Below are 25,783 nucleotides of genomic sequence, written 5' to 3'. Positions count from 1 at the left end.
TTCCGGTATATACATACAAAAAAGCACCTGTGTATTATTTCAACAGGTAAGAGAAGATCTCCTCTATATAAACCGGAACTTAAACCAAAATTCATATAAAAATGGAAACAGCATTACAAACCTGGTATCAAGCTGGTCCTTATGTGGCCCTGGCTGCAGGCGGCACCGGACTGGCTATTTTGCTGTACTATATAGTACGTTTATCAACTCAAAAGGAAAAGAAAGATAAGTATGACTTTATCATTCGCAATGAGATTGATATGCTATGGTACAGCGCACTTGCACTAATTGCAGCGGCGGCAGTTTATGCCAACACCATTGCACTTGAAGCAGAACCCCTGTGGATTTTCACCCGCATCTTTGTTAGCATTATGTTCGGCATAATTCTGGGTGTGATTGTACAGAACCTGCTTAAATTCTACTACCCCTTTTACATTGAAAAACGTTTAAAGGAACTGCGTTACTCTCCACGCATAAACCCAAGCAACGGCAACTTAATGAAGCTGCTTAGCGAGGAAGAAGAAGATGTGCACCTGGAGCCGGGTATGCAGGCAGAAGAAAACTTGCATGCAATTGACTATGACGTATGGTTAGACGAAGCCACAGGCTTTACCCGCATAGAAAAGTACGATGGTCACCTGCACGCACTGCAGTGCCCCGAGTGTAACTACCAAACCTTTAAAGTGAAACGCGAAGAGCTGGTTCTGGCCCCAACCACCAGCACCGAGGGAGAACTGGTAAAACACTACTGCTGTGCCTATTGCGACCACAGATCCAGAAAAGTTTTTAAAGTAGCCAGACTGGAGGAAGAAGTAGCACCAAGATTGGTTACAAATCCGCAGCATCGCATTGCCGGAGCATAAAACACTCTTTGCACCTTATCTCACTTCGGCCAATCAAAAGAAGCCGCTCCAATACAGGGGCGGCTTCTTTGCTTAGTTCTTATAATAAAATTTCCTGATTCCTGATTCCTGATTCCTGATTCCTGATTCCTTTACTACAAATTTTCATCAGGCCATCAAATCATCAAGAAAGCGATAGGCGTTTCCGTAACTAAGCTTTCGCAACTGCTCCATGCTTAAACCCTTCTCTGCCAGCTGCTGTAATATCTGCGGGTACCTGCCTGCATTTTCATGCTCCTGGAAGTAAAAAGGAATACGGCTTTTATCCGGCATATCCCTGGTATAGAAAAAGTCTGCACCAAAGCTCAGCAGGTCTTCGGCCCCCTGCTCCAAACCATACATAATATGCGCCTGCAGCGCCTGCGGATCTTCTTCATGCACATAGGCACGCAAAAAGTTAATACCGATAAGCCCTTGACGTTTTATGAGCTCCTGCACAAACTCTTCGGGCAGGTTGCGCCTGTGCTCCCACACCTTTCTGAAGTTAGAGTGGCTGGCTATCAGTGGCACCTTAAGGTTGCGCTGCGCTGTGTAATTAAAGATACCTTCGGCAAGCGCGTCGCTGGTGTGGGCCAGGTCTATGGCTATATTTTTACCGGAAAGATACTCGAGCAGTACTTTACCGTCATCCTTTAAACCTGCCTCGCTGTAGTTGCCACCGCCAAAGCGGTTTTCTGTATGGTGGGTAATACCAATGTAAAAGATACGCTCTACCTTTGCTGCTATAGACTCCAGCCTTTCAAAAGTTTTATCAAGAGGCTCATCCTCTTCGCACAGGCCTGCAGCATTTTCAATAGCCACAATGGTTCCTATTTTACTGCCCGTAGCCAGCTGCTGCAGGTGCTCCCGGCGGGTCACAGGCAGCAGGTAATCGGCATAATCCTGCATAAGGCGGCAATACAGCTGCGCCTGGTCCCAGGCCTTTTGCACACTGCCCTTCCGTACATCTGAATAAATTGCCATTACCTGCAGCTTAACACCTCCCCTTTGCAGGTAGGGAATGGTAGCACCCATATCTTCAGTACCAGCAGGGTCTGCATGGGGTACTTCGCGCAGGTAAGCCAGCAAATCGCAATGCAGGTCAAAAACCGGTAAATTTGCAACAGAAGGTTGTTTCATAGAAAGAATGGTTAAACAAGTACCAGCTTTGCTCAACAAGAAACATTTGCCGGTGTTATAGCTGTTAAGGTTAAATACAGGTGTGCAAGATAGTAAAACGTGCTTTTTGTCAAAAATGATGGAAATACCTGTACTCTTTAGTATTTTTGAAATAGAAGAATCATTAGGTGTGGAAGAAGCCCCATTAAAAGACATGTTACGCGGCACAGGCCTGCGCTATACCAAACAGAGAGGAGAGGTGCTACAACTCTTTCGCGAGCATGATACGGCCCTCACCCAGGCAGAGCTTGAAAAGATGCTTCCCTCCCAGTTCGACAGAATAACGCTCTACCGCATTTTGCGCTCCTTCGAGGCAAGCGGCTTATTACACAAGGTACTCGACGACTCCGGCACAACCCGCTTTGCCCTTTGCAGAACCGGCTGTTCAGAACATGAACATCACGATGAGCACGTACACTTCCGCTGCTCCAGCTGCTCAAAAACCCTCTGTTTGCCAGAAGTTGCCATCCCGGACGTTAAGCTGCCAAAAGGCTATGTGTTTGGTGATGCAAAGCTCCTGATTGACGGGATTTGCCCCGAATGCGTGATAAGCAGCAATTAGTTTCCGGCACAGAAAAAATCATAAGCAAATAAGCCCATCAATACAAGGCAGGCACTTTTAAACGTTCCTTAATTGTAATTGCACTAATGTTGCAATAATGTATCGGTTTTCATTACCTTTGAAGCGCCGACTTTATTTTTAAGTAAAAGAGGATTGCTGGCACTGCATTGCTGTTATCTAAGCTTTTCACTGATTTGAAAGAATACATAGGCACCACCATCAGCTGGATGTTTAAAAAGAACAGACTTTTTGTAAGCATGCTGGGGTTTATTCTCCTGGTTTTAGCAGCACTTCCACTGGCTGCCCAGCAGCAAAAGCCAAAATGTATTACTGACTGCAGCTGCGATATGGCCGGACGGGTGGTAGACCAGCTCACCCAGGAGCCCCTACCCTTTGCAACTGTGCAGCTAAAGGGGTCAAGCGTTGGCACTATCGCCGATGATGAGGGTGTGTTTCACCTCCACAACCTCTGCGACGATGAATTTGACCTGGTGGTTTCTTTTGTTGGCTACAAGCCAGTTACCCATCACCACGATCTTTACCACAACGATCCCGTAATTTACCTCTCGCCCGAAGAAGCGCAGCTGGAAAGCATTGTAGTGGAAGGCAGGCAAATGGAGAGCGGTATGGCATCGGTAACAGCTACCACCATAGGCCCCGAAGAGCTGGAGAACAGCCAGGGCGAGCGCCTGGGCAACCTGCTAAGCAGACTCTCTGGTGTAACTACCCTCAGCACCGGCCAGAATGTGGTGAAACCGGTAATTCATGGTCTGCACAGCAGCCGCATTCTCATCATCAACAACGGTATACGGCACGAGAGCCAGAACTGGGGTGCCGAACATGCCCCCGAAATAGACCCCTCGCAGGTCAGCAACATAAGCCTTATTAAAGGTGCCGCCTCGGTAAAATATGGCCCTGGTGCCTTAGGTGGGGTAATTGTAGTTAACCCGCCACAGCCTCAATTAACAGCTCCGCTGAGTGGGAGGGCCGGACTAAGGCTGCAATCCAACGGACGTGCCGCCGGGGGTACGTTGCTGCTGCAGGAAGGCTACTCTAACTTTGCCTGGCTTGCCCAGGCTTCCGGCCTGTTTCAGGGCGATTTACACACCCCTGATTATAACCTTACCAATACAGGTGCCAGGGAACTTAGCTTTTCTGCAGGCGCACTTTACCACAGACGGCAGCTTGACCTTAGGGCACACTACAGTTACTTTCAGCAAAAACTGGGCATCCTCAGAGGTTCCGTGGTGGGAAGTTTAAACGACTTAGCTTTTGCCATTAACAACGAACCACCTGCCTACACCAGCGGCTTCTCCTATAACATAAATACACCTAACCAGGAGGTACTACACCACCTCCTGAAACTCGATGGCAGCTATACTTTCCATAACAGCAGCCTGGATTTTCAGTATGGCTTCCAGTTAAATGAACGGCAGGAGTATGATGTAAGGAGAGGAACCAACAACCAGCTGCCTTCTATTAACCTGCAATTGCTCACCCATTCTTTCGAAGCCGACTGGAACCACCCGGCCATAGGCAACCTTAAGGGATCAGCAGGTGTACAGCTACAATTGCAGGATAATAATAATATAGCCGGCACCAACACAACGCCTTTTCTACCCAACTACAACAACCTTAACCTGGGCGCCTACCTGGCAGAATCAATTCAGGCAGGAGAAACCATTTTCGACCTGGGTGTACGCTTTGACATTCAGCAGAGCTCTGTGAGGGGAAGAGATCAAAACCAGGATATATTCCGCCATGAATTAAACTACAGCAGTATTACAGCCAGCACAGGCTTTCTTAAGCCAATGAATAACTGGTCTACCATACAATCTAACCTTGGCCTGGCCTGGCGACCACCCAACATGGCCGAATTGTACAGCTACGGCAAACACGAAACTGTTATAGAATATGGCCTGCTGCGCTTTCACGAAGGAGTCTCTGGTGTTTTTTCCCAGGCCGAACGGGCTGCCAACAGTGAGTTAAGCTACAAATGGGTAAACACCTACAGCTATCAGCGCAACGGAACCACGGCAGAGCTTACCGCATACGTAAACTATCTGCAAAACTATATTTACAGTAAGCCTGCAGGTATTACTGTAATCTCCAGGGGGCCTTTTCCGTTTTTCATCTACGACCAAACCAATGCCTTACTGGCAGGCGTAGATGGCAGCTTTGCCTTACAGCACAACAATTTATGGGAATCTGCCCTGCGCTTTTCGTTCCTGTATGCTACAGATGTAAAAAACAACGAACGCTTTCTAGGCCTGCCTGCTAACCGCATTGCCTACACATTAGCTTATAAGCAGGCCAGGCTTGGCAAGTTCAGTAACTTTACTGCCGGGCTGGAGCCATCCTACACCTTCAGGCAGTACCTTGCACCGCCTGTCATTACACCCGCCCAGCTGCTGGAGTCTGCCGGAGATGATACAGAAATATTTGCCACAGCAGAAAATGGTTTTGACTTGATGGCTGCCCCGGAAGGATATTTCCTGCTAAACCTTGCAGGCAGCATTGAAAAAGGCAAATTGACCTATGGCCTTGAAGTACGCAACCTGCTAAACACCTCCTACCGCGACTATACTAACCGCCTGCGTTATTTTGCCGATGAACCTGGCAGGAACTTTGTCGTTTCTGTTAAATATAATTTTTAAAACTTTTTTACTCCCATGAGTTTTATATATTTGCATCACTGTTGCAATAATTAAATTATTTATCATGAAAGCTGCAAAAAACATTTTTTCATTTATTCTGCTACTGCTCCCCTTTGTGGTACTGATGGCATGTTCTGATGATGACGACGTACCAGCACTTGAAAACGAAGAAGAAGTAATTAGCCAGGTAACCCTTACTTTTACGCCTGCCGATGGTGCTGATGCACTTACTTTCGACTGGACAGACCCCGAAGGCCCTACATTACCCGTAGTAGATCCGGTTGTGCTTCAGGCAAATACAGAATATGATCTCACCATAGAACTATATGGCCCGAATGGCGAGAATATCACAGAGGAAGTGCAGGAAGAAGCTGCTGAGCATTTGTTTTTCTTTGGCTGGAGCGATCAGCTGTTTGATAGCCCCACCGGCACCGGCAACATTAGCAATCGCAGCAACACTGTAGATTATGGTGATACCGACAGCAATAATCAGCCGGTTGGTCTTGCCACCACCTGGACCACCGGAGAACCAGCCAGCGGCACATTCAGGATGGTGCTGAAACATCAGCCAAACATTAAGTCAGCCACCTCTACTGTTAACGACGGAGAAACAGATGTGGATATTACCTGGGCTGTAACAGTTGAATAGTATGAAGCCGGCCTATAAATAGGTTGAAGCTACCGGTCTGCAACCGGTAGCTTTTCTTTTTTATCTGAACTAAAAGTAGCTACTTTAGGCTTTTACAAGTAATGATCCGACTGCTGAAAAAGCTTATTGCTGTTGTACTCACAGGGCTGGTACGTTTTTATCAGCTTGCCATCTCTCCTTTGCTGGGCCAGAGCTGCCGCCATACCCCTACCTGCTCTACTTACATGATAGAGGCCATACAGGAGTGGGGACCATTTAAAGGCACCTGGATGGGGCTTAAGCGCATAGGCCGCTGCCATCCCTGGGGCACCCACGGCTATGATCCCGTACCCAAACGTAAAAGCCATAGCCACTGATTTCTGCAGTGCTGCTGCTATCTGGCAATCCTTTGCTTTTAATTCCAGAGCAGTTATTCTATCGTCAATACCTGTAGGAATAAGCTGAAAAATATTTTAGAGCTATGTAATAGAATTCAATATCTTACCTATATAATCCAATACAATACATCTACATTAGATACTGTTTTCAATAACTTTAGCCTTACTCCAATTCCCAGCCATCCTATTTATTTCTGATTATGACAGGACCTGATCCCGCTACCGCCTTTCCTCTAAAGCATTATGATAAGCTTTGCTTTCTGAAGAATATCATTAAAGCTCCTAACATCAGCATAGGCGATTACACCTACTACGATGATTTCAGGAGTGTTGATAATTTCAGGAAGAATGTAAGATACCTTTTTGACTTTACGGGCGATAAGCTCATTATTGGCAAATTCTGTATGATCGCTTCAGATGTACAGTTCATCATGAATGGCGCCAATCACCTGACCAACGCCATCTCCAGTTACCCCTTTGCTATATTCGGGCAGGGCTGGCAGGAGGCCATGGAGGGCAAGGCTTACCCATCCAAAGGCAATACTGTTATTGGTAACGATGTGTGGCTAGGCTATAAAGCCGCCATTATGCCGGGTGTAAGCATTGGTGATGGTGCCATTATTGGCGCTTATGCTGTTGTAACCAAAGATGTACCACCATATACCATTGTTGCAGGTAATCCTGCTGTTACGATCCGCAGGCGCTTTAGTGAGCAGGATACCTCACGTCTCCTCAACATACGCTGGTGGGACTGGCCAATAGAAAAAATCACCCGCAATGTACAGCTGCTCACCGGCAATGATATTAATGGCCTGGAAAAAGCAGTATAGCCACAATCAGGCTGTACAGATGCATTTTCTAAGCTGTAGCCCTTTATAAAAAGTTACTATCAGCAGGAAGCGTTTTTAACCTGCATACTGCCTGAAAAGCTTATTCATCAAGCCAATAAAATAAAGAAGCCTCTCCTTTACCGGGAGAGGCTTTCTTTTAACGTTACCGCAAATTAACCACCGAAGTCGTCGAAGCGGATATTTTCTTTAGGTACACCCATATCGTCGAGCATTTTAAGTACCGCAGCGTTCATCATTGGAGGTCCGCAGAGGTAGTACTCAATTTCATCTGGCTCGGGATGAGTCTTCAGGTAGTTATCGAACAGCACCTGGTGAATAAAGCCAACATAACCATCGCCGCTATCGTCCAGCGCCTTTTTCACCTGCCAGTTGTCTTCCGGTAGTGGTTCGGAAAGGCCAATGTAGAAGCGGAAGTTCGGGAAGTCCTTCTCAATACTACGGAAGTGGTTGGTGTAGAAAAGCTCTTTTTTAGAGCGGCCACCGTACCAGTAGCTCACTTTGCGGTCGGTCTTCTCTGTATGGAACAGGTGGAAGATGTGCGAACGCAGCGGAGCCATACCAGCACCACCACCAATGTAGATCATCTCACGCTTGGTTGGGTTGATGTGGAACTCACCGTAAGGACCGGAAATAGTTACTTTATCGCCAGGTTTGCGAGAGAATACATAAGAAGAGCAAACGCCAGGGTTTACATCCATCCAGCGGTTATTGGCACGGTCCCATGGTGGTGTGGCAATACGGATGGTAAGCATAACGATGTCTCCCTCGGCAGGGTGGTTAGCCATGGAGTAAGCGCGGAACAGCGGCTCATCGTTCTTCATGGTCAGGCCCCACATCTGGAACTTATCCCAGTCAGACTTATAAACGTCTGGCTTGTGGTTCAGCTCAGGCTTAGGCGTGATGTCCATGTCCTTGAAGTTAACCGTGATGGCAGGAACGTCGATCTGGATGTAACCACCCGGCTCGAAGTGCATGCTTTCACCTTCCGGCAGGCGCACCACAAACTCTTTGATGAAGGTAGAAACGTTGTAGTTCGATACCACTTCGCACTCCCACTTCTTGATACCGAAGATCTCTTCCGGTATGCGAATGCGCATATCGTTCTTCACCTTTACCTGGCAGGCCAGGCGTACGTTTTCGCGCTGCTCGGTACGGCTTAAGTGGCCAACCTCTGTGGGTAGCACTTCGCCGGCACCTTCTTCTACCACGCATTTACACATGGCACAGGTACCGCCACCACCACAGGCAGAAGGCAAAAACACTTTCTGCGCCGACAGGGTGCTCAGGAGCGTACCACCTGCCGATACTACCATTGGCTCATTTTCGTCGCCATTCACCACAATGCGTACGTCTCCGGACTGCACTAGCTTGGACTGAGCGAACAACAGGATCAGCACAAGGAGCAAAATAACCACAGCAAACGCAACAATGGCAGCAATGATTTCTGGACTCATGTATTTCTCTTAAAATGGGTTTAAGATCTAATTTGGCGCAAATATACCCAACAAAGGGCAATTAAATCAGTAAAGTTCAGTTTTTTTCCTACGTATTGAACACTGCTTTTTAAGCGGTTGTTCGGCTTTTCCTGGCATTTGGCTTTAGAGTGCTTTTTGCCTGAAAAGCCCTTTCCAGGTGCCTTTCATCAGGTTGTATTTTAAAGTACTGGGCAGGGCCTGCCAGAAGTATTTATTCACTTTTACAGCAAAGGAAGGTTGCATATAACAGTTAATGGTACAGCCCTGGCACTGTGGCAGCCGCCCCTCCTGAGCAATAAGCTCCTGAACGGCTTCCGACCTGTAAAGCGCGTAAAGCGCTCCCTCTATCGGAAACTCCTGCAGGCCCAGGTGATAACAGGGCAATACCAGCTTGTTTTCAGGAGAAATCACCACTGTAGTACTCCCTGCCAGGCACACAGGATCTTCCACTTTGTTACCGCCATCCTGCCGCAGGCCTACAAAACCTTCATTCAGGTATACCCCTGGCTTTCGGCCCCAGCGCTTAAGCGCCTGCAGGCTTTGGGCAGAAAGGCCGCCCCCGGTAGCTACCTGGTTATAATTAAAGATGGGATTCAGGATAAGTACCAGCCCGTTGGGTCTGCTAAATTTATCGTACACCTCCCCGATCTGGTGCACATTGCTTTCCATCACAGTAAACAGTATATCAGGCCGCTCACCCAGGCTTTTCGCAACCTTAATGCTTTCTACCACAAAATCATAGCAGGCAACTCCCCGGCTGGTGTCATGCTCCTCTTTATGGGGAGAATCAAGGGAAAAATGCAGCATATCTACCAGCCCCCGCAGGCGCTGTGCCCATTTGGGGTACAGCAGGCCATTGGTGGTAAGGGTGGTGATAAAGCCAATGCTCTTGGCCAGCCGCAGCAGTTCATCTATCTGGCGGTGCAGCAGGGGTTCGCCACCTGTAAAATCTATTACCCTCACGCCCAGTTTGCGCAGCTGCTCCAGATTTTGTTTAACCTGCTCCGGCGTAACATAGGGTGAAGGGCGCTCCCATATATCGCAAAAGCTACAGCTGGCATTGCAGCGGTAGGTTACATAGTAGTTGCAGAGTACAGGGTGGCGAACTAAACGCATGTGGTAAAGGTACAGAAGAGGGGGCAGGGGAAAAAACATTTGATCAACAAGGAGAGCAATAACACAATGTTGGAAGCAGTTATAACAATACATCCACAACAGAAGCACCTTATCAATACGCCATGCACCTGCCTAAGAAACTAAGCTGCCTGATCTTTTGCCTTGGTATCATCACAACCGCCTTTGCACAAAAGGAACTTTACTTCAGGCCCGGCATGCTGCTCAATTCTCCTGTAGAACACCTGATACACAAAGACCAGCATACGGCCTTCCGGTATAATAACCATAACTTGTATTTAGGCTGGGGAATTGAATTTTTCTATAGAGCTAATAATAAGACAGACATTTACGCCGGGTACCAAAACAGCAGGATCGATATCAACTATAGCCTGTACGGTAGCCACCGTTACGCCGCAAGCATAGAACAAAGTGAATTTCCGCTCGCCATAGAATGGTTACTTAAGGATGTACGCCTCTTCCCGATGAGTGAGCGCCCAAAATTCTTCGGCAAAAACAGCACTGCGCATGGCTATTATTTCCTGGCTCTTTTCAGGCTCAAAGCCATAACCGGCATTAGCCTGAGCCACGTAACAACAACAGAAGGCATAGAAAGTGTTAATTATGGGCAACAAATATTTGTAAGGCACTACATCCTGCCGCAGCACTTTCAGAATTTTTCTGTATTTGGCGGCCTATCCCTCCAGTTCTACAACCGCAAGCGAGACAAACTCCACCTTACACTGTTGTACAACCAGGGGTTAAGGCGTGTTGCCGAAATGGAGATAAAGGAATACAGGGGCAGAGACACTTTCAGTGCGCGACTGGGCAGTCGTGGCAGTTATTTTGCCGCACAACTAAAAGTGCCAATAAGGTTAGTCACTTTTAAATCTTAATAACTTAAGTGAGTATTTTTTGATTGCTAAGCCTTCAGCACACCATAAGCGGAACCTATAGTTATACAACTTGCAGCATAACGGCCACAAAATGGCAAACGCTGCCACCTAGCACAAACAAGTGCCATATAGCATGACCGTACTTCAGGCGATTATCCTTATGATAGAAATAAGTACCAGCCGTATAAAATAAACCTCCTGCCAGCAACCATAAAAAGTTTTGCAGCGGCAGGGCCTCAAGCAGTGGCTTCATGGCAACGAGCACCATCCAACCCATGGCTATGTATATGGCGGTAGAAAGCTTCTCATAACGGCCGGTGAAGAAAAGCTTGAAAACTACGCCCAGGGCTGCCAGCCCCCAAGCAACACCAAACAGGCTCCAGCCCCATGCGCCTTTTAGGGTAACCAGCGTAAAGGGGGTGTAGGTACCGGCAATAAGTATAAAGATGGCGCAGTGGTCCAGCACCTTCAGGCGCGATTTTGCGACGGCATGCTGTATGGCATGGTATAAGGTAGAGGCTGTATAGAGCAACACCAGCGCAGCCACAAACACTGCAGCGCTTATAATCTGCCACACATCTCCATAGAGCGCTGCCAGTGTAATAAGCACCGCACCGCCAACGGCGCCGGCCAGTATGCCTATGCCATGGGTAAGGGCGTTGGCAATTTCTTCTTTAAGCTGATGTGTTATATGCATGTTTGATTTGGGTCTGTATGATCAGTAGCTGTTCAAAAAGGCTGCAATTTAGATTTAGGTAAAAGCGGAAAATATGATATAAATCAATTCCTGTTCTCTTTTACACTTAAATGCCTGTTAAAAATGTGGCAGTACTGGCCTTTGGCTCTTAACGTCTCAAAGTTAGGTTTAGTGCAGCTGCCAATGGCTTTACAGGGTAAGAGAGCATTCAAAATACAGGAAAGGGCACGGCAAAATCCCTGCAGTGTGCATTCTTTATTACTCATGCACAAAGGTTTAACAAATTTTTTACAGCCAGCCACAAACCATAGCCCCTGCTTTTAATTTCTTTTTATGATTACTTTTTTAAACAGAAAATTATAAAACCATGGAAAGACTTTTAGGTAAAGTAGCAATAGTAACCGGTGGCGCCACCGGCATAGGTGAAGCCATTTGCAAGAAATTTGCCCGCGAGGGTGCTAAGGTAATGGTGGCAGGCATGCCAGAGGATCCTGTAAACGAGGTAGTGCAGGAAATTACAGAAGAAGGCGGCCAGGCTGCCGGCTTTATGGGCGATGTTGCCGATGCCGACGATGCCATGCGCTGCGTACGGCTGGCGGTTGAGAAGTTCGGAAAATTAGACATCCTGATTAACAATGCCGGCGTATTCCCGGATATGAAAGAACTGCAGCAGTACGACATTGAGGTATTTGACAACCTGTTGCGAAACAACATCCGCAGCTGCTTTATGATGACACGCATGGCCCTGCCAGAACTGCAAAAAACACAGGGCTGCATTGTATCGGCGGGCTCAGAGGCAGGGCAGCTGGGTATTGCCAAGAACACGCCCTATGGTGGCACAAAAGGTTTCATTCATGCCTTTATGAAAGGGGTGGCTGTAGAGCAGTCGCAGCATGGGGTACGGGCAAACTGTGTATGCCCGGGTGCCATCGATACCGCCTGGACCCGAAAAGAAGAGGGTCCCATGGCTAAGGAAGATGAACAATTGATGGTGAATGCTACCCCAATGGGCCGCAGAGGCACACCGGAAGAAATGGCCAATGTGTACCTCTTCCTGGCATCAGACGAAGCCTCCTTTGTTACCGGTGCACTTTTCTTTGCCGATGGTGGCATTACGGTGGCAAAAGGCAGCGTGGGCGAAAAAGCACACGAAAGCATGAAGAAACAGCCTGAAGGTCAGCTCAACCTGCGCCACTCCATGGCAGGCGCCACAGAAGTACGCTGGCCCGGCAGCAAAACCCGTGATCGGGTTTAGAAACAGCCTTGAGTGGCATACAACAAAGGGAGCAGCGGGCTCCCTTTGTTTTTATATGCTACAGCTAAACTTGCCTGTAGTTCGTTCTTCTAATGATTGGGAGCCAGGTTTGGCAGTTCTACGGTTATGGTAGTTCCATACCCACTTTCAGACGTGATACCAATGGTTCCTTTAAGCTTAGAGACTGTTTCTTTTACTATATAAAGCCCAAGGCCGGAGCCAGGGTGCTGGTCCGTGGCACGGTAAAACATATTAAATACCTTCTCCTGGTGCTTTTTCTCAATGCCAATACCATTATCTTCCACCACAATAGTAGCCCCGGCACGGTTTGCTTTAACATAGACTTTCACATAAGAATTTTCTCTGTTTAGCTTAAGATACTTGAAGGCGTTAGAAACCAGGTTGTTGAGAATGATGCTCAGGCGGTAATCATCTGTATAAAAAGGAGCATCCTGCTCAACATCAAAAGAATACTCGGCTTTTTCGGGCTGGCTGTAAGCAAAAGGGGAAAAAACCTCTTCCAGCAGCTCATTGAAGTTTATTTCCACGAACTGCACTTCCTGGCGGGCATTTCTGGAGTAGTCAAGAATATCTTTGATAAACTTATCTTGCTTCTCCAGTGTCTTTTTTACCAGCAGGAGCATCTCTTTTATGGTGCTAATATCCTGCTCTGCCGATATAACCTCTACCAGGCCCAGCAGGGAAGAAATAGGTGCTCTAAGATCGTGTGATACACGGTACACAAAGTTATCCAGCTCCTCGTTTACCTTTATCAGCTCTGCGTTCTGATCTTCAAGCTTCTTTTCGTAGCCCTTCTGTTCAGTAATATCCTGCTTTATACCAATGATCTTTAAAGGTTCACCCGCTCTATTCCTGATAATTTCACCCGTTGTGCGGATACAAACTTCCTGTGCCGAGTTTTTCTTTTTGCATCTGTAGTCATACATCAGACGCTTCTCACTGCTTTTTAGAAGGTTGTTGAAATATTCACGAAAGGCTTGTTCATCATCGGGATGAATGCAGGAAAGAACCTCATCGGTCAAGTACGCATCAGCCAGCTTTAGTCCGAAAAGATTGGCAAATCCTTCGGAAGCCTGTATAAGATTGGTCTTTAGGTCTAACTCAAACATGCCGATACTGGCTGCACTCTGTGCACGGGTAAGTGCATGCTGCTGGCGTTGCATTTCCTCCTGCAGGTTCGAATGCTGTTGCTGACTTAATAATAAATTCTGTTTATTAAGGCGAAGCTCAAGTAGTTTTATAATGTACTTGCTCAACACAACCAAGCCAAAGACCTGCTTATCTGAAAGCTTACGGGGCTTGTGATCCAACACACATAAAGTACCGAGTTTGTAGCCACGCGGACTCACCAGCGGCACCCCTGCATAAAACCTCACCCCTGGTGCTGATGTAACCAGGGGGTTATTTTTAAAGCGTTCATCCAGCAAGGTATCAGGCACCTCTAAAATACCCTCCCCCCTGATTGTGTAAGCACAAAAGGCAATCTCCCTGGAGGTTTCAAACTGCTCCCAACCAACTTTTGCCTTAAACCACTGCCTGCATTCATCAATAAAAGACACCAGCCCTATGGAAGCTTCGCACATATAGGAAACCAGCTTCACCACATCCTCAAAATCCTGCTCCTGCGGTGTATCCAGAATAGCATATCTAAGCAATTCCTGAAGCCTTGCGTCTTCTTGTTCTTCAAAAGTTGTAGTGGCTACCATACTGGTGATTTAACATTAAATACAAGCTTAGATATAATCTTAATGCCCTTCTGCTATTCCCAATATAATAATAATAAATTCCATAGATAATCTAACACTCTCAGGTTGAATGTTACAGAATCAGAAAAAAAATGCCTGATGCTGTGTATCTGCATCAGGCATTTTTTGCGATTAACATGCTGTTATTTTCGTGTTTTCTTATCGTAGTCTGGTCCTTTTCTAGCATCCCAGTCTTTCAGGTGTTTTTTTCTGCCTTTAAGCATCAGAGGGGTAAAGGTGGCAATTAAAATTGCTACAAAATATACCGCCAGTGTAAAGGCATATGCCATTCTGTACTCAATACCTACAATCCATAAAAAGATCACCTCTACCAGGTATCCTACCAGCACCAGCCTGAAACCGTTATAGAGGCTTCTTGACCTGTCTGGTTTGGTAATCCAGAAAATAATACCTGAATAGGAAAGAAAGCCCAGCGTCATAAATATAAAGATCCCGATGCGGGTCATATATTCCTGGTTAAAGCCAAGCTCATAGGTATCGCTCATAGGCTCACCAATGAGGTATATATATATTAGGTTGCCAAGAATACCCGGGAGCGCGGCAATTATGCCGTAAAGGATAATGATTGGCCAGGTTATTCGTCTGTCTGATAATGTAGTATCCATATTCTGTCAGTTAAAAAATAATGTTTTGGTCTTTTACTTATACGTATGGCTGCGCCATTTCGCCGAGGGCTGTAACTTCGGCTGAATGCTACAGCTATCAACGTCCTATGTACATAAATACTAATTTAGGTTTGGCATGGTTTGTCAAATAACGGGAAAATGATGATTGTAGCTGGTATAAACTAAAAAAGCCGGCATTATACCGGCTTTCATAACTGTATGTTGGCTGCACTGCTTAGGAAAGCATGCCCAGCAACAAAGTAATTTTGCTCTTGAGATTGCGGCGGTCTACAATAAAATCAAGAAAACCGTGCTCCAGCACAAACTCTGCACTCTGGAACCCCTTAGGCAGATCCTTGCCTATAGTTTCGCGGATAACCCTTGGCCCGGCAAAACCGATCAGTGCACCGGGTTCGGCAATATTAAAATCGCCCAGCATGGCAAAAGAAGCCGTAACACCACCAGTGGTAGGGTCAGTAAGCAGGGAGATATAAGGAATTCCAGCCTCATTAAGCAGCGCCAGCTTGGCAGAGGTTTTGGCCATCTGCATCAGCGAAAAGCCCGCTTCCATCATGCGCGCACCACCGGAGCGGGAGATCATCAGGAATGGGATTTTATGCTTGAGGGAGTAATCAATGGCGCGGGCAATCTTTTCACCTACCACCGATCCCATAGAACCGCCAATGTAGCTAAAGTCCATGCACGACACCACCAGGTCCCGTCCGTTAGATTTGCCCACTGCAGAACGTACGGCATCTTTAAGGCCTGTTTTTTTCTGCGAAGCCACGATCCGCTGCGGATAAGGCTTGCTGTCTACAAAGTGCAGAGGGTCTGCAGAGGTTAAGTCTGCATCCAGTTCGGTAAACTTATTATCATCAAAAAGGATCTCAAAGTACTCTTTAGAACCTATCCGTACGTGGTAGTTTTCGTCAGGCACAACATAGCAATTGTCTTTCAGCTCGCGCGTATGAACAATTTTGCCGCCTGGCGATTTAAACCATAGTCCGTCGGGTACTTCTTTTTTTGCCTCAGTGGGCGTTAGTATACCTTTATCCTTTCTCTTAAACCACGTCATATAAGGTGCTCAATGAGTTTCGCGTAAAATTATGCAATCGTTACGTCTTCAGAAAGGTAAACTTCCTGAATAGCGTTCAAAATTTCAATTCCTTCGTTCATTGGCCGCTGAAAAGCCTTTCTTCCGCTGATTAATCCCTGTCCGCCGGCCCTTTTATTAATAACGGCCGTACGAACTGCCTCGGCAAGGTCGCTGTTACCGCCAGAAGCACCTCCCGAATTGATCAAACCTATGCGGCCCATATAACAGTTGGCCACCTGGTAGCGGCACAGATCTATGGGGTTATCGGAAGAGTGCTTGCTGTACATCTCCGGATGGGTTTTGCCAAAGCCTATAGCCTTAAAGCCACCATTGTTTTCCGGGAGCTTTTGCTTGATGATATCGGCCTGCATGGTTACCCCCAGATGGTTGGCCTGCCCGGTTAAGTCTGCTGCCACATGGTAATCGGTACCATCTTTCTTAAAATCTGAATTGCGGGTGTAGCACCAGAGAATAGTTGCCATGCCAAGCTCGTGGGCACGCTCAAAGGCTGCGGCTACCTCCACTATCTGGCGATTACTCTCTTCGGCACCAAAATATACGGTTGCGCCAATGGCCGTAGCACCCAGGTTCCAGGCCTCTTCCACAGAACCAAACATGATCTGGTCCCACTTGTTGGGATAGGTCATCAGCTCGTTGTGGTTAATCTTAACCACAAAAGGGATTTTATGTGCCCATTTTCTGGACATCAGCGCCAGGTTGCCAAAGGTAGTGGCAACGGCATTACAGCCGCCCTCCACAGCCAGCCTTATGATGTTTTCAGGATCAAAATAATCCGGATTAGGGGCAAAAGAAGCACCGGCTGTGTGTTCAATACCCTGGTCTACCGGCAAAATAGAGAGATAGCCCGTGCCCGCCAGCCTGCCACCGTTGTAGAGTGCCGCCAGGCTGCGCAGTACCTGTGGTGAGCGGTTTGATTGACCAAAGGTCCGGTCAATAAAATCGGGGCCCGGCAAATGGAGCCTTTCTTTAAGAATAGTCTGGCTACGGTGGTGCAAAAGAGCCTCTGCCTCCTGCCCCAGTAATTGTTCGATGTTTACTGCCATAAAAATTTAAGTTTTGGCAAAAAAATATTACACAGGTACGGTTCGGTGCAATCTGCGCTGGTATGCCCTTCTGCAACACCTTACCTTTAGAGTGTTAAGTCAATTTTAACAAGTTTTATGCAGATGAACAAATTGTACAGACGCCTGATACTGGTTTTAGGATTGGCTGGCACAGTTTTGGCTGGTACCAGCTGTAGTGAAACAGTTTATGTAACACAGCAACGCCAAACCTTTAACGATTATAAAGCAATGAAGCACGATAAGGTTGTGAATAAAACCAAAAGACCTAAAGTGCGCACACGGCAATAAAGTTTTGTTTTACTACTCTTCTGATCTGTTGAAAAGGCTGCTAAGTGAAGGCAGCCTTTTCGTTTTTAGGGCACCCCTGCTGACTGGTTCTTTCCGGAAATCGCCGTATCTTCGCCCGTATGGAACAGCCCGACCTGAAGATATTTTTCTCTCCCCTGCCCGAATCGGCATATGCCGGCATTACTGCACCAGACGCCCTGGTAAAGAGCATCAGGCTGCATGCAGAGAGCTTTCCCGACCTTGAACAGGCCGATCTGGCCCTGATTGGCCTTACCGAAAACCGCGGCAGCGGCGATAACGGAGGTGTTGGGGCTGCCGCCGATGCCATCAGGGAAAAGCTTTACCGTTTAAAAAGATGCCCTACCGGCACCCTGCGCATCATAGACCTGGGCAATCTTATTAATGGGCACGACCTGGAAGAAACCTATCTGCGCATTCGCGAAGTATGCAGCATGCTCATTGGCAACAATGTGCTGCCCATACTCCTGGGCGGCTCGCACGACCTTTCCTTTGGCCAATACCAGGCTTACGAAGACCTTGAGAAGCTGGTATCGGTAGTGCATGTGGATGCAAAGCTAGACCTGGAAGACGCCGCCGATATGCCCGCCAACAGCCGGCACGTACACAGCCTGCTGGTACACGAGCCAAACTTCCTTTTCAATTACTCACTGCTGGGCTACCAGAGCTACCTGGTAGATCCTGCTGCCATGGCCATGCTGGAGCGCCTGTATTTTGAGGCCCACCGCCTGGGTGCCCTTAGGCGCGACATACGCGAAGCCGAGCCCCTGGTGCGCGAGGCAGACCTGCTAAGTTTCGATATTACCGCCATTAAAGCTACCGATGCCCCGGGCAATGCCCAGGCACAGCCTTTTGGCCTTAGCGGCGAAGAAGCCTGCCAGCTTTGCTGGTATGCCGGCCTTAACGAAAAATTAAGCTCTATTGGCTTTTTTGAATACAACCCTGCCCTGGACGATGCCCGTAAAACAACTGCATCAGTAGTGGCTACAATGGTCTGGTATTTTATTGAAGGGTACTACAACCGCAAGCAGGAGAAAAGCTTTGCCAGCAACGATTATCAGCGCTTTATCGTGACCATGCCCGCAGAGCCCTCTACTTTAACCTTTTACAAAAGCCGCCGCAGCGAAAAATGGTGGATGGAGGTTCCCCACCCCAATGATGACCTAAGCCGCTACGGCCGCAATTTTATGGTACCCTGCAGCTACAACGACTACCTGATGGCCGTACAGGGCGAAGTGCCCGAACGCTGGATCAATACGTATAATAAGCTGGTATGATATCACCAAATCACGCCCTCACAACTACTACCTACATATCCCGGTAGTACATCTTTTCGTATTGCTTCTGGTAGTGCCAGATCTGGAGAATCACCTGGTATTCAGTGGCTTCTTCCATAAATTTTAGAGAAGGATTACAGAAAGCAATAAACTCCTGCAAATCTTTTCCCTTGTAACCGGTGAGCTCGGCTACTATTTCCTCGTCGAACCAGTAATCGTGCAGGGCTTTGTAGTACTCCTCCTCCCTGGCTCTTTCTTTCAGGGCGCTGATCTTCTTGCGCTGTTTTGCTTTTTTGCTGAAGAGGTTGGCAAATTCAGTAATGGCCCCCTCAAGGGCAGCACCACTGCCGGTGGTGGCAAGGCCAATCTTCTGGTCTACCGGATCAAGCCCGCTGGGTTTTACACTGCGGTAGCCTACATAAGGATCATCGCTTTTGGCTTCTGGCGGGGCAAAAGGTTTATAAACCTGCTTCTGGCCACGTATGGTAACCGGCTTAAGGGTTACAACCCTTTCCTTCATAGCAAAAACGTTATTTAGCTGTCGCAGCTGGCTTACCGTCAGCAGGGTATCATGGTAGCCTATCATCCTGAATCCGATCTTGTCGTTGTCGGAAACAGTGAGACGAAAATACCCATCCAGGTCGCTTACGGTACCGCTACCACTACTCCGGTTTATTACCTGTACATAAGGCAGAGGGCGCAGCGTATCAGTGGCAAGCACCACCCGCCCTCTGATCTGGCGCTGGTTTTGCCCGTGTGCTGTTACCAGCAGGCCCAAAAGGCCCAGCATACATAGGAGAAGCTTCTTCAAGTTAATTACGACCTGGCAATGTTGATACAACGCAATCTGGAGCAAAAATATTCTTTTTACACCTGCAATCAGAGCAGACCCCGCGATTTTAACTCCAGGTATTTATTAATTACATTGATGGTAAGGCCCTGTGGCGGAGTTAAAAGGGCCTGAATACCATGCTGCTGAAGCTCCCGTACAATTAATTTTTTTTCATGCACCAGTTTTTCGGCAATGGTCTGGGTGTATACCTCATCCAGCACTTTTACCGGTGCATTCAGGAGCTGAGTCAGCTCTGTGTTCTCGAAGAATATTACCACCAGCAGGTGCTGACGGGCCATTTGACGTAAATAAGGCAGCTGCCTGCGCATGCCCTGCAAAGATTCAAAATTGGTAAAGAGCAGCAGCAGGCTGCGCTGTGCCAGCTGCCTGCGCAAGCTTACGTACAGGCGGCTGAAATCAGACTCTTTGAAAGCAGTCTTCTGGTTGTAGAGCGCTTCCATAATAGTGTTCATCTGTGCGCCCTGCCGGCCCGGAGGCAGCACCAGGCTTACCTTGTGCTGAAAGCTTACCAAGCCTGCCTTATCGCCTTTTTTGATGGCAATGTTAGAAATTGCCAGGCTGGCGTTAATGGACCAGTCCAGTAATGAGAGTCCCTCGAAAGGCATGTGCATCAGGCGGCCTTTATCGATCAGCGATACTACCTGCTGCGATCGCTCATCCTGGTAGGTATTCACCATCATATGGCCGCTGCGGGCGGTAGCTTTCCAGTTAAGGGTACGATAGTCGTCGCCCTGCACATACTCGCGGATCTGCTCAAACTCCTGGTTGTTTCCCAGGCGGCGAAAGCGCTTGATGCCCTGCTCCGGCAGGCTGGAGAAAGCCAGCAGCTCGTATTTGTGCATCTGGATGTAGCTGGGATATACCGGCACCTCTTTCTGCAGCGGAAACTTATAACGCCGGCTAACAAGTCCAAGCGGCGAGCTGGCGTAGACATTCAGGAAACCAAAGCCATAAGTGCCCCGCCTGGTTGGGCGCAGAAAATAGGTGTGGCGCTTTTGCTCGCCGGGTGTCAGCGACAGCTCAAATTGCAGATCGCGTGCCTGGAACTGCTCGGGCACTTCATCAATAATTTCAAGTCTTACAGCAAAAGGATAGCGGTTGCTGAGATCCAGCTGCACAGGATTTTCATCGCCGTTAGAAAAACGATCGGCAGTGGTACGGGTGCCTTCTATGCCCTGCCGCAGGCGGTAGAGTGACAGACCATCGGCCACCAGCAGGAGCAGCAGCATGCCAAAGCCAATCTTTGACCAGAACAGCAGCGTGGGCAGGGGAAAGCCAGCCAGCCCCAGTGCTACCAGGGCAAGTGCGGCAATCCAGAAACGCCGCTGCAGGTAAAATGACCGGATGAAATTCACTAGCGGGGTACTTCTACGGTTTCTATCATTTCCCTGAGGATGTCCGCCTCTCTGCGGCCTTCCATTTCACGCTCGGGTGTTAGGGTTACCCGGTGCTGCAGTACTGGTATAGCCAGCCACTTAACATCTTCGGGCGTTATAAAATCTCGGCCCTGCAGGGCGGCATAGGCCTTGGCCGCATTAAGAATGGCTACCGAAGCCCGCGGCGAAGCACCCAGGTACAAATCGGGGTATGCACGGGTGGTGGTTACCAGGCGGGCTATGTAGCGCAGCAGATCCTGGCTTACATGCACCTGCCGGGCAGAGGCACGGGCACGGGCAATCTGCTCGGGGCCCAGCACTGGCTGTATGGCCGCAGCCGAAAAGCCCTTGCCCCGTTCATGATGCCCCTGCAGAATCAGCACCTCTTCATCGAGGCTGGGGTAAGGCACATCAATGCGGAACAGGAAGCGGTCCAGTTGGGCTTCCGGCAGGCGGTAGGTACCCTCTTGCTCTATGGGGTTTTGGGTAGCCATCACCATAAAAGGTTCGCCCATGCGCATGGTCTTGCCATCCAGCGTTACCTGCCGTTCTTCCATCACTTCAAAGAGGGCTGCCTGTGTTTTGGCCGGTGCACGGTTAATTTCATCAATCAGCACCAGGTTGCTGAAGATGGGGCCGCTCCTGAATTCAAAATCGGAGGTTTTTACGTTGAAAACAGAAGTGCCAAGGATATCGGAAGGCATCAGGTCGGGGGTAAACTGAATGCGGGAAAAACCAGTATCAATGGCCGCCGCCAGCAGCTTTGCAGTTAAAGTTTTGGCCACGCCGGGCACCCCCTCCAGCAGCACATGCCCTTCGGCAAGCAGGGCCACCAGCATTAGCTCTACCATTTCCTGCTGACCTACAATAACAGACCCCACCGCCGCACGGATCTGCGCCATACTGCTCTGCAATTCTTCCAGGTTAATGCGGTTGGCAAAGGGTGTTTGAATATCTTCCATCTAGCTTCGTGTAAAAGATTCTAATTTATGTTGCAGCGCAAGCAGGTCTTCCGGCGAAAGGGATGCCTGCCGCTGTATTCGTTCAATAAAAGCAAAAAGGCTGCGCACCTCCGCCTCGGGCTTTCCGCTTTTGCGGGCGAGCCGCTGCAGGTAATCCTCATCAACTCTGCCGGCAGGCATCTGGTAGCGCTCCCGCAGCCACTCCTTAAAGTAGCTGATCTTTTTGTGGGCAATATCGAGGTGGTTGCCCTGGCTGTAGTACAGGCGGGCCACTGTTTCTGCAAACTGCAGGCTGGTATTGGCAGGTGGTGCCACTACCGGAATTGGCCGCTGGCGGCGCTTTAAGCTAAAGAGCACAAAGCCCAGCAAAATTCCCATGCCCAGGTAATAGCTCCAGCGCAGTGCCGGCTCCTGCAGTATAAAGCGCAGGGGGGTGTTTGCCTCCATGCGTCCTAAGTGATAGTACTCTGTCCAAAAAAGGGTTTGTTCGGGCAGGTAAGCCAGCGCAGCTTCGCTGAAGGGCCTGCTCCTCTCCTGCATCAGATAGTAATTGGTAAACAGTAGCGGGGTGCTGGAGAGGAACATAGTGCCACTCCCCCAGGGTACAGAAACCAGTATTGCCGCCCCTCCATCGGTCTTTGCCAGTACGGTGGCTGTTGGAGGCAGGCTATCGAAGGTAGAGGCAAGCACACTGTTGGCAAAACGGAAACGCTGCCGGGGCAAACCTGCCTGGGTAAATTGTACATTGCTGCTATCGCGCTCCCTGCCTCCTACTTCTGCGGGCAACTCAAAGTTATACACATAGGTAAAGCCAAGCGTATCCGAAAACTCCTCGCTCCAGAACTGCGCTGAGATAAAAGCATGGTCACCTTTCGCTACTCTGCGCAGGAGCACTTCCAGGTCTTCCTCTTCAGGCATAAAATCCTCTGACAACACCAGCAGGTTAAGCCTATCCTGTACAGAGTCGGTTTCGTAGAGGGTTACCGACTGAATGCGCAATTCTTCCGGGGCAAGCAGCCCCGGAAGTAGCTGCGCCAGAACATAAGCGCCATAAGGGTTTTTATCGCGATGTGAATAGGTAGGGCTCCAGTTCAGTGGCCTGGGCATCAGCATTTCTATGACTACGAACAGGAGCACCACCCCTGCCAGTATTAGTATTCTGCGCCTGCTCATACCCGCACCTCCACCAGTTTACAAAGCTCCCGGTACTCCTGCGCTGCCTGCAGGTATAGCTGCTCGTTTACCGGAAAATCGCCATACCAGGCATATTCAAAAACGCGACCAAGGCTGGCAAAGCGGCTACTGCAGTCTGGAGATCGCAATTCGCGCTGGTACTGCCGGTTGGTTTTGCCAGGCTCAAACCTGATGAGGCCGGCATCGGTCAGCCTTTTTAAAGATGCTAAGTATAGCAGGCGAACGGCCCGCTTATACTCCTGCTGCTGAACAGCAGCGCCTATTTCCTGGTCAAAATCCAGTGCATGAATATTTTCAGTGATGCCTTCGCCCACACTGATAGTAGGAGCCACTGCCCGGCGCTGCACCAGTGCTGTTAAATCAACATCCAGAAAGCGGATAATAATAAAAATGCCTGCGCCAATACAAACAGCGTAAACGATTATGTCTAACAAGCCGCTTTTGGAAGCGCCTCCAAAGAACTGCGAAAGCTTTGTGAAAAACCATCTTTTAAAACGGCCCCAGGAATCATCTTCCGCCACTTCTATTTCATAAACAAGGCGGTCATCTTCCTGCAATTCCTGCAGCTTTTCTTCAGAAAAACGGCGCTCCTGCCACTGGGGGTCGCTACTGGCACTTGCTGCTGAATCGGGCTGGACAAAAGCAAAAAGGGGCAGCAGAAACACCAGCAGGTACAGGGAAAGTTGCAGCAGGGGCTTAGTATTGCTCTTCTTCCTCATGAACCGTTTTGGTTACGCCAAAGGACTGCATTCGCTCCAGCAGACCGCTGGCCTCCCGCCTTTCGCGCAGGTTAAAATACTGCAGCGTTATAGCAATAAGCATAATACTGCCAATAAGGGTTAAACCTACTGAGTACACAACAGATGCCAGTGCTGTAAAGAGCGTGTACCAGCTAAACTGGTTCGACTGGGCTACTACCTCTTCGAGCGAGCCGCCATGAAACAACTGGTAAAAGGTAATGGCATACACCGGGATGGATAATGCCATAATAATAACGAACTGAATAGTAGAGGTAATGAATACCAGCCCTGCTGTGCTAAACCACTTACCCCCGTTCAGCGAAAACACCCTGCCAATGGCATCGAAGAAGTTTGTTTTTTCAAAATTCAGAATGGGGTAGATCAGCATCAGGGCAGAGCCTGCCATCAGCATGCCCACAAACATGGCCAGTACCATTAAAATAGCCAGAAAAGGGGCCTGCAAACCGGCAATCAGGAGAGAAAAGGGCACCACAATAATCATCATGGCGATAAACATGAGCACCGCAATGCCTATGGTAGCACCCAGTGCCGATAGAAAATCGCGCCAGATCGTTTTAGCCAGGTAGCTTATTTCTATAGCCGCGCTGCCGGTCTCTACATAAGCCCGGATGTGGCGCTGTGCCAGGGCAATGGTAAGGGCAATCATGCCCAGCAGCACCAGGTAAGTGATGCCCAGGTACGACCACCAGGCTGCAGAGGTAAACATACCCGCCGCACCGGCAGGATTATTACCGGACAGGGTGCCGGAGAAGTCGCCAAAATTGCGCATCTGGTAAGCCTGCAACACCAGCGTGGTAAGCAGGGCAAATGGCCCGGCAATATACAGGGCGCTTTTGGCAATGGGCTTCAGGTTTTGGCTGATAAAAGCAAAAGTAGCATTGATCTTATCTCCAAAACTGCGCTCCCGTTTAAAATTTATGTAGGGCTCCGGCATCCTCTCTGCGTTCTAGTTGAAAGGGATAAATTACAAAGTAATAGAGCATAAACAGCGCAGATGTAAGAATAATTACTGCTTTTACCGACCAGTGCCAGTCGGTAAAGCGGGTAACATAGGATTCCAGCAAAGCCGCCACCACAATAATGGGCAGCACACCTACCAGCATTTTAAGCCCCTTTTGAGCGCCCCTTTTAAAAGACTCCATACGCGGATAAGTACCCGGAAACAAGAAGCTGTTGCCCACTACCAGGCCTGCTGCTCCGGCAATTACAAAAGAGGCCATCTCCAGGGTACCATGCACCCAGATGGTGAGAAAGGAGGTCCAGAAAAGGCCTTTTTGCAGAAAGAAGTACTGAAAAGCCCCTACCATTACCCCATTGTAAAACAGGATAAGCCCTGCTCCGATGGACAGCACCAGGCCTGCAGCAAAAATGGTGAAGGCTACCCTTAGGTTGTTGAAGGCAATACCGGCAAACATGCTAAGCATTTCCTCGTCTTTGTACACCGCCATGGGATCGCCCTTTTCGATATTCTCCAGGGTCATGTTTACATAGCCGTCGCCCAGGATAAGGCGGGCGTAGGTATCATCATATTCTGATGAAAGGATGCCTATGCCTACCGAGATGATGAAGATCAGGAAGGAATACAGCAGGGGGCGGCGTGCTTCGCGAAAAAGCAGGGGCAGCTCCCGGGTCCAGAAGCTTACAAAGCGGCTAAGGTCTTCTTTTTTATTCCGGTAAATGCGCTGGTGCACCCCGGCCGCCAGGTTGTTCAGGTAACGGGTTATGTCACTCTCAGGATAATGGGTGCGGGCAAAAGCAAGGTCGTCGGTAAGCTGCACAAACAGATCTGCCAGCTCATCGGGACTGGCCGCCTTATTTTTCTGCATTACAGCCTCAAAAGATTTCCATTTTGGGTAATTCGTTTTGACAAATAAGGCCTCGCGCATACA

General features: G+C 48.7%; 25 protein-coding genes. 10 read left to right on the top strand and 15 right to left on the bottom strand.

Translation table 11 applies throughout. The annotated features are described in order from the left end of the window. Positions 1–101: 101 nt before the first annotated feature. Positions 102–863, top strand: a complete 762-nt coding sequence (locus KWJ01_RS12095) for a hypothetical protein (protein ID WP_224996707.1) — start codon at positions 102–104, stop codon at positions 861–863. 147 nt (positions 864–1,010) lie between these two features. On the opposite strand, the gene KWJ01_RS12090 is transcribed toward KWJ01_RS12095, so the two are convergent. Next, entirely contained in the window at positions 1,011–2,021 is a 1,011-nt protein-coding gene (locus KWJ01_RS12090) for a dipeptidase (protein ID WP_224996706.1), read from the bottom strand. 115 nt (positions 2,022–2,136) lie between these two features. On the opposite strand from KWJ01_RS12090, the gene KWJ01_RS12085 reads away from it, so the two are divergent. The 5 genes from KWJ01_RS12085 to KWJ01_RS12065 all read left to right on the top strand — a co-directional run bounded on the left by KWJ01_RS12085 (position 2,137) and on the right by KWJ01_RS12065 (position 7,135). Then, positions 2,137–2,622 (top strand): Fur family transcriptional regulator, encoded by a 486-nt coding sequence (locus tag KWJ01_RS12085; RefSeq protein ID WP_224996705.1) that lies wholly within the window; start codon positions 2,137–2,139, stop codon positions 2,620–2,622. 194 nt (positions 2,623–2,816) lie between these two features. Further along, entirely contained in the window at positions 2,817–5,279 is a 2,463-nt protein-coding gene (locus KWJ01_RS12080) for a TonB-dependent receptor (protein WP_224996704.1), read from the top strand. A 64-nt stretch (positions 5,280–5,343) separates the two neighbouring features. Beyond that, positions 5,344–5,928 carry a hypothetical protein gene (locus KWJ01_RS12075; protein WP_224996703.1) on the top strand — a complete coding sequence of 195 codons (585 nt, stop codon included), beginning with the start codon at positions 5,344–5,346 and terminating at the stop codon, positions 5,926–5,928. A 101-nt stretch (positions 5,929–6,029) separates the two neighbouring features. After that, positions 6,030–6,284, top strand: a complete 255-nt coding sequence (gene yidD / locus KWJ01_RS12070) for a membrane protein insertion efficiency factor YidD (protein WP_224996702.1) — start codon at positions 6,030–6,032, stop codon at positions 6,282–6,284. Between the two features lie 221 nt (positions 6,285–6,505). Then, a complete protein-coding gene (locus KWJ01_RS12065; RefSeq protein ID WP_224996701.1) occupies positions 6,506–7,135 on the top strand; it encodes a CatB-related O-acetyltransferase in 630 nt (209 codons plus the stop codon). A 173-nt stretch (positions 7,136–7,308) separates the two neighbouring features. Here the strand turns inward: KWJ01_RS12065 and nqrF are convergent, their stop codons facing one another. Together nqrF and KWJ01_RS12055 are read right to left on the bottom strand one after the other, a co-directional pair. After that, positions 7,309–8,610, bottom strand: a complete 1,302-nt coding sequence (gene nqrF, locus KWJ01_RS12060) for an NADH:ubiquinone reductase (Na(+)-transporting) subunit F (protein ID WP_224996700.1) — start codon at positions 8,608–8,610, stop codon at positions 7,309–7,311. A 144-nt stretch (positions 8,611–8,754) separates the two neighbouring features. After that, positions 8,755–9,747, bottom strand: a complete 993-nt coding sequence (locus KWJ01_RS12055; RefSeq protein ID WP_224996699.1) for a radical SAM protein — start codon at positions 9,745–9,747, stop codon at positions 8,755–8,757. Positions 9,748–9,869: 122 nt separating this feature from the next. Between KWJ01_RS12055 and KWJ01_RS12050 the strand changes: the two genes are divergently transcribed. After that, entirely contained in the window at positions 9,870–10,640 is a 771-nt protein-coding gene (locus KWJ01_RS12050) for a hypothetical protein (protein ID WP_224996698.1), read from the top strand. A gap of 61 nt (positions 10,641–10,701) precedes the next feature. Here KWJ01_RS12050 and KWJ01_RS12045 read toward each other — a convergent pair whose 3' ends face one another. Further along, complete coding sequence (locus KWJ01_RS12045; RefSeq protein ID WP_224996697.1) at positions 10,702–11,337, bottom strand: hemolysin III family protein; 636 nt, start codon at positions 11,335–11,337, stop codon at positions 10,702–10,704. A gap of 367 nt (positions 11,338–11,704) precedes the next feature. Between KWJ01_RS12045 and KWJ01_RS12040 the strand changes: the two genes are divergently transcribed. After that, on the top strand, positions 11,705–12,592 hold the full coding sequence (locus KWJ01_RS12040) for an SDR family NAD(P)-dependent oxidoreductase (protein ID WP_224996696.1): 888 nt from the start codon (positions 11,705–11,707) through the stop codon (positions 12,590–12,592). Positions 12,593–12,681: 89 nt separating this feature from the next. Here KWJ01_RS12040 and KWJ01_RS12035 read toward each other — a convergent pair whose 3' ends face one another. The 4 genes from KWJ01_RS12035 to KWJ01_RS12020 form a co-directional block, all read right to left on the bottom strand. Further along, positions 12,682–14,319 carry an ATP-binding protein gene (locus KWJ01_RS12035; protein WP_224996695.1) on the bottom strand — a complete coding sequence of 546 codons (1,638 nt, stop codon included), beginning with the start codon at positions 14,317–14,319 and terminating at the stop codon, positions 12,682–12,684. 182 nt (positions 14,320–14,501) lie between these two features. After that, on the bottom strand, positions 14,502–14,984 hold the full coding sequence (locus KWJ01_RS12030) for a hypothetical protein (protein WP_224996694.1): 483 nt from the start codon (positions 14,982–14,984) through the stop codon (positions 14,502–14,504). Positions 14,985–15,219: 235 nt separating this feature from the next. Further along, a complete protein-coding gene (gene accD, locus KWJ01_RS12025; protein WP_224996693.1) occupies positions 15,220–16,059 on the bottom strand; it encodes an acetyl-CoA carboxylase, carboxyltransferase subunit beta in 840 nt (279 codons plus the stop codon). 29 nt (positions 16,060–16,088) lie between these two features. Beyond that, positions 16,089–17,144, bottom strand: a complete 1,056-nt coding sequence (locus KWJ01_RS12020) for a class I fructose-bisphosphate aldolase (RefSeq protein ID WP_224996692.1) — start codon at positions 17,142–17,144, stop codon at positions 16,089–16,091. A gap of 123 nt (positions 17,145–17,267) precedes the next feature. On the opposite strand from KWJ01_RS12020, the gene KWJ01_RS12015 reads away from it, so the two are divergent. After that, positions 17,268–17,453, top strand: a complete 186-nt coding sequence (locus tag KWJ01_RS12015) for a hypothetical protein (RefSeq protein ID WP_224996691.1) — start codon at positions 17,268–17,270, stop codon at positions 17,451–17,453. A gap of 119 nt (positions 17,454–17,572) precedes the next feature. Next, entirely contained in the window at positions 17,573–18,748 is a 1,176-nt protein-coding gene (locus KWJ01_RS12010) for a formimidoylglutamase (RefSeq protein WP_224996690.1), read from the top strand. A gap of 31 nt (positions 18,749–18,779) precedes the next feature. Here the strand turns inward: KWJ01_RS12010 and KWJ01_RS12005 are convergent, their stop codons facing one another. The 7 genes from KWJ01_RS12005 to KWJ01_RS11975 form a co-directional block, all read right to left on the bottom strand. Then, a complete protein-coding gene (locus tag KWJ01_RS12005) occupies positions 18,780–19,559 on the bottom strand; it encodes a carboxypeptidase-like regulatory domain-containing protein (RefSeq protein ID WP_224996689.1) in 780 nt (259 codons plus the stop codon). 68 nt (positions 19,560–19,627) lie between these two features. After that, positions 19,628–20,956, bottom strand: a complete 1,329-nt coding sequence (locus tag KWJ01_RS12000) for a DUF58 domain-containing protein (protein WP_224996688.1) — start codon at positions 20,954–20,956, stop codon at positions 19,628–19,630. Further along, complete coding sequence (locus KWJ01_RS11995) at positions 20,956–21,939, bottom strand: MoxR family ATPase (protein WP_224996687.1); 984 nt, start codon at positions 21,937–21,939, stop codon at positions 20,956–20,958. The genes KWJ01_RS12000 and KWJ01_RS11995 overlap by 1 nt, the downstream gene beginning before the upstream one ends. Continuing rightward, a complete protein-coding gene (locus KWJ01_RS11990) occupies positions 21,940–23,112 on the bottom strand; it encodes a DUF4350 domain-containing protein (RefSeq protein ID WP_224996686.1) in 1,173 nt (390 codons plus the stop codon). It lies immediately after the preceding gene. Beyond that, complete coding sequence (locus KWJ01_RS11985; protein ID WP_224996685.1) at positions 23,109–23,852, bottom strand: DUF4129 domain-containing protein; 744 nt, start codon at positions 23,850–23,852, stop codon at positions 23,109–23,111. Before KWJ01_RS11985 ends, KWJ01_RS11990 begins: the two co-directional genes overlap by 4 nt. Beyond that, positions 23,830–24,828 carry a hypothetical protein gene (locus KWJ01_RS11980; protein WP_224996684.1) on the bottom strand — a complete coding sequence of 333 codons (999 nt, stop codon included), beginning with the start codon at positions 24,826–24,828 and terminating at the stop codon, positions 23,830–23,832. Before KWJ01_RS11980 ends, KWJ01_RS11985 begins: the two co-directional genes overlap by 23 nt. Then, complete coding sequence (locus tag KWJ01_RS11975; RefSeq protein WP_224996683.1) at positions 24,803–25,780, bottom strand: stage II sporulation protein M; 978 nt, start codon at positions 25,778–25,780, stop codon at positions 24,803–24,805. Before KWJ01_RS11975 ends, KWJ01_RS11980 begins: the two co-directional genes overlap by 26 nt. Between the last annotated feature and the right edge of the window lie 3 nt (positions 25,781–25,783).

It is taken from the genome of Cesiribacter sp. SM1 (genome assembly GCF_020178975.1).
Taxonomy (GTDB): domain Bacteria; phylum Bacteroidota; class Bacteroidia; order Cytophagales; family Cyclobacteriaceae; genus Cesiribacter.
Note: the sequence above shows the minus strand (reverse complement) of the source record. Positions and strands in the feature narration are given on the sequence as shown.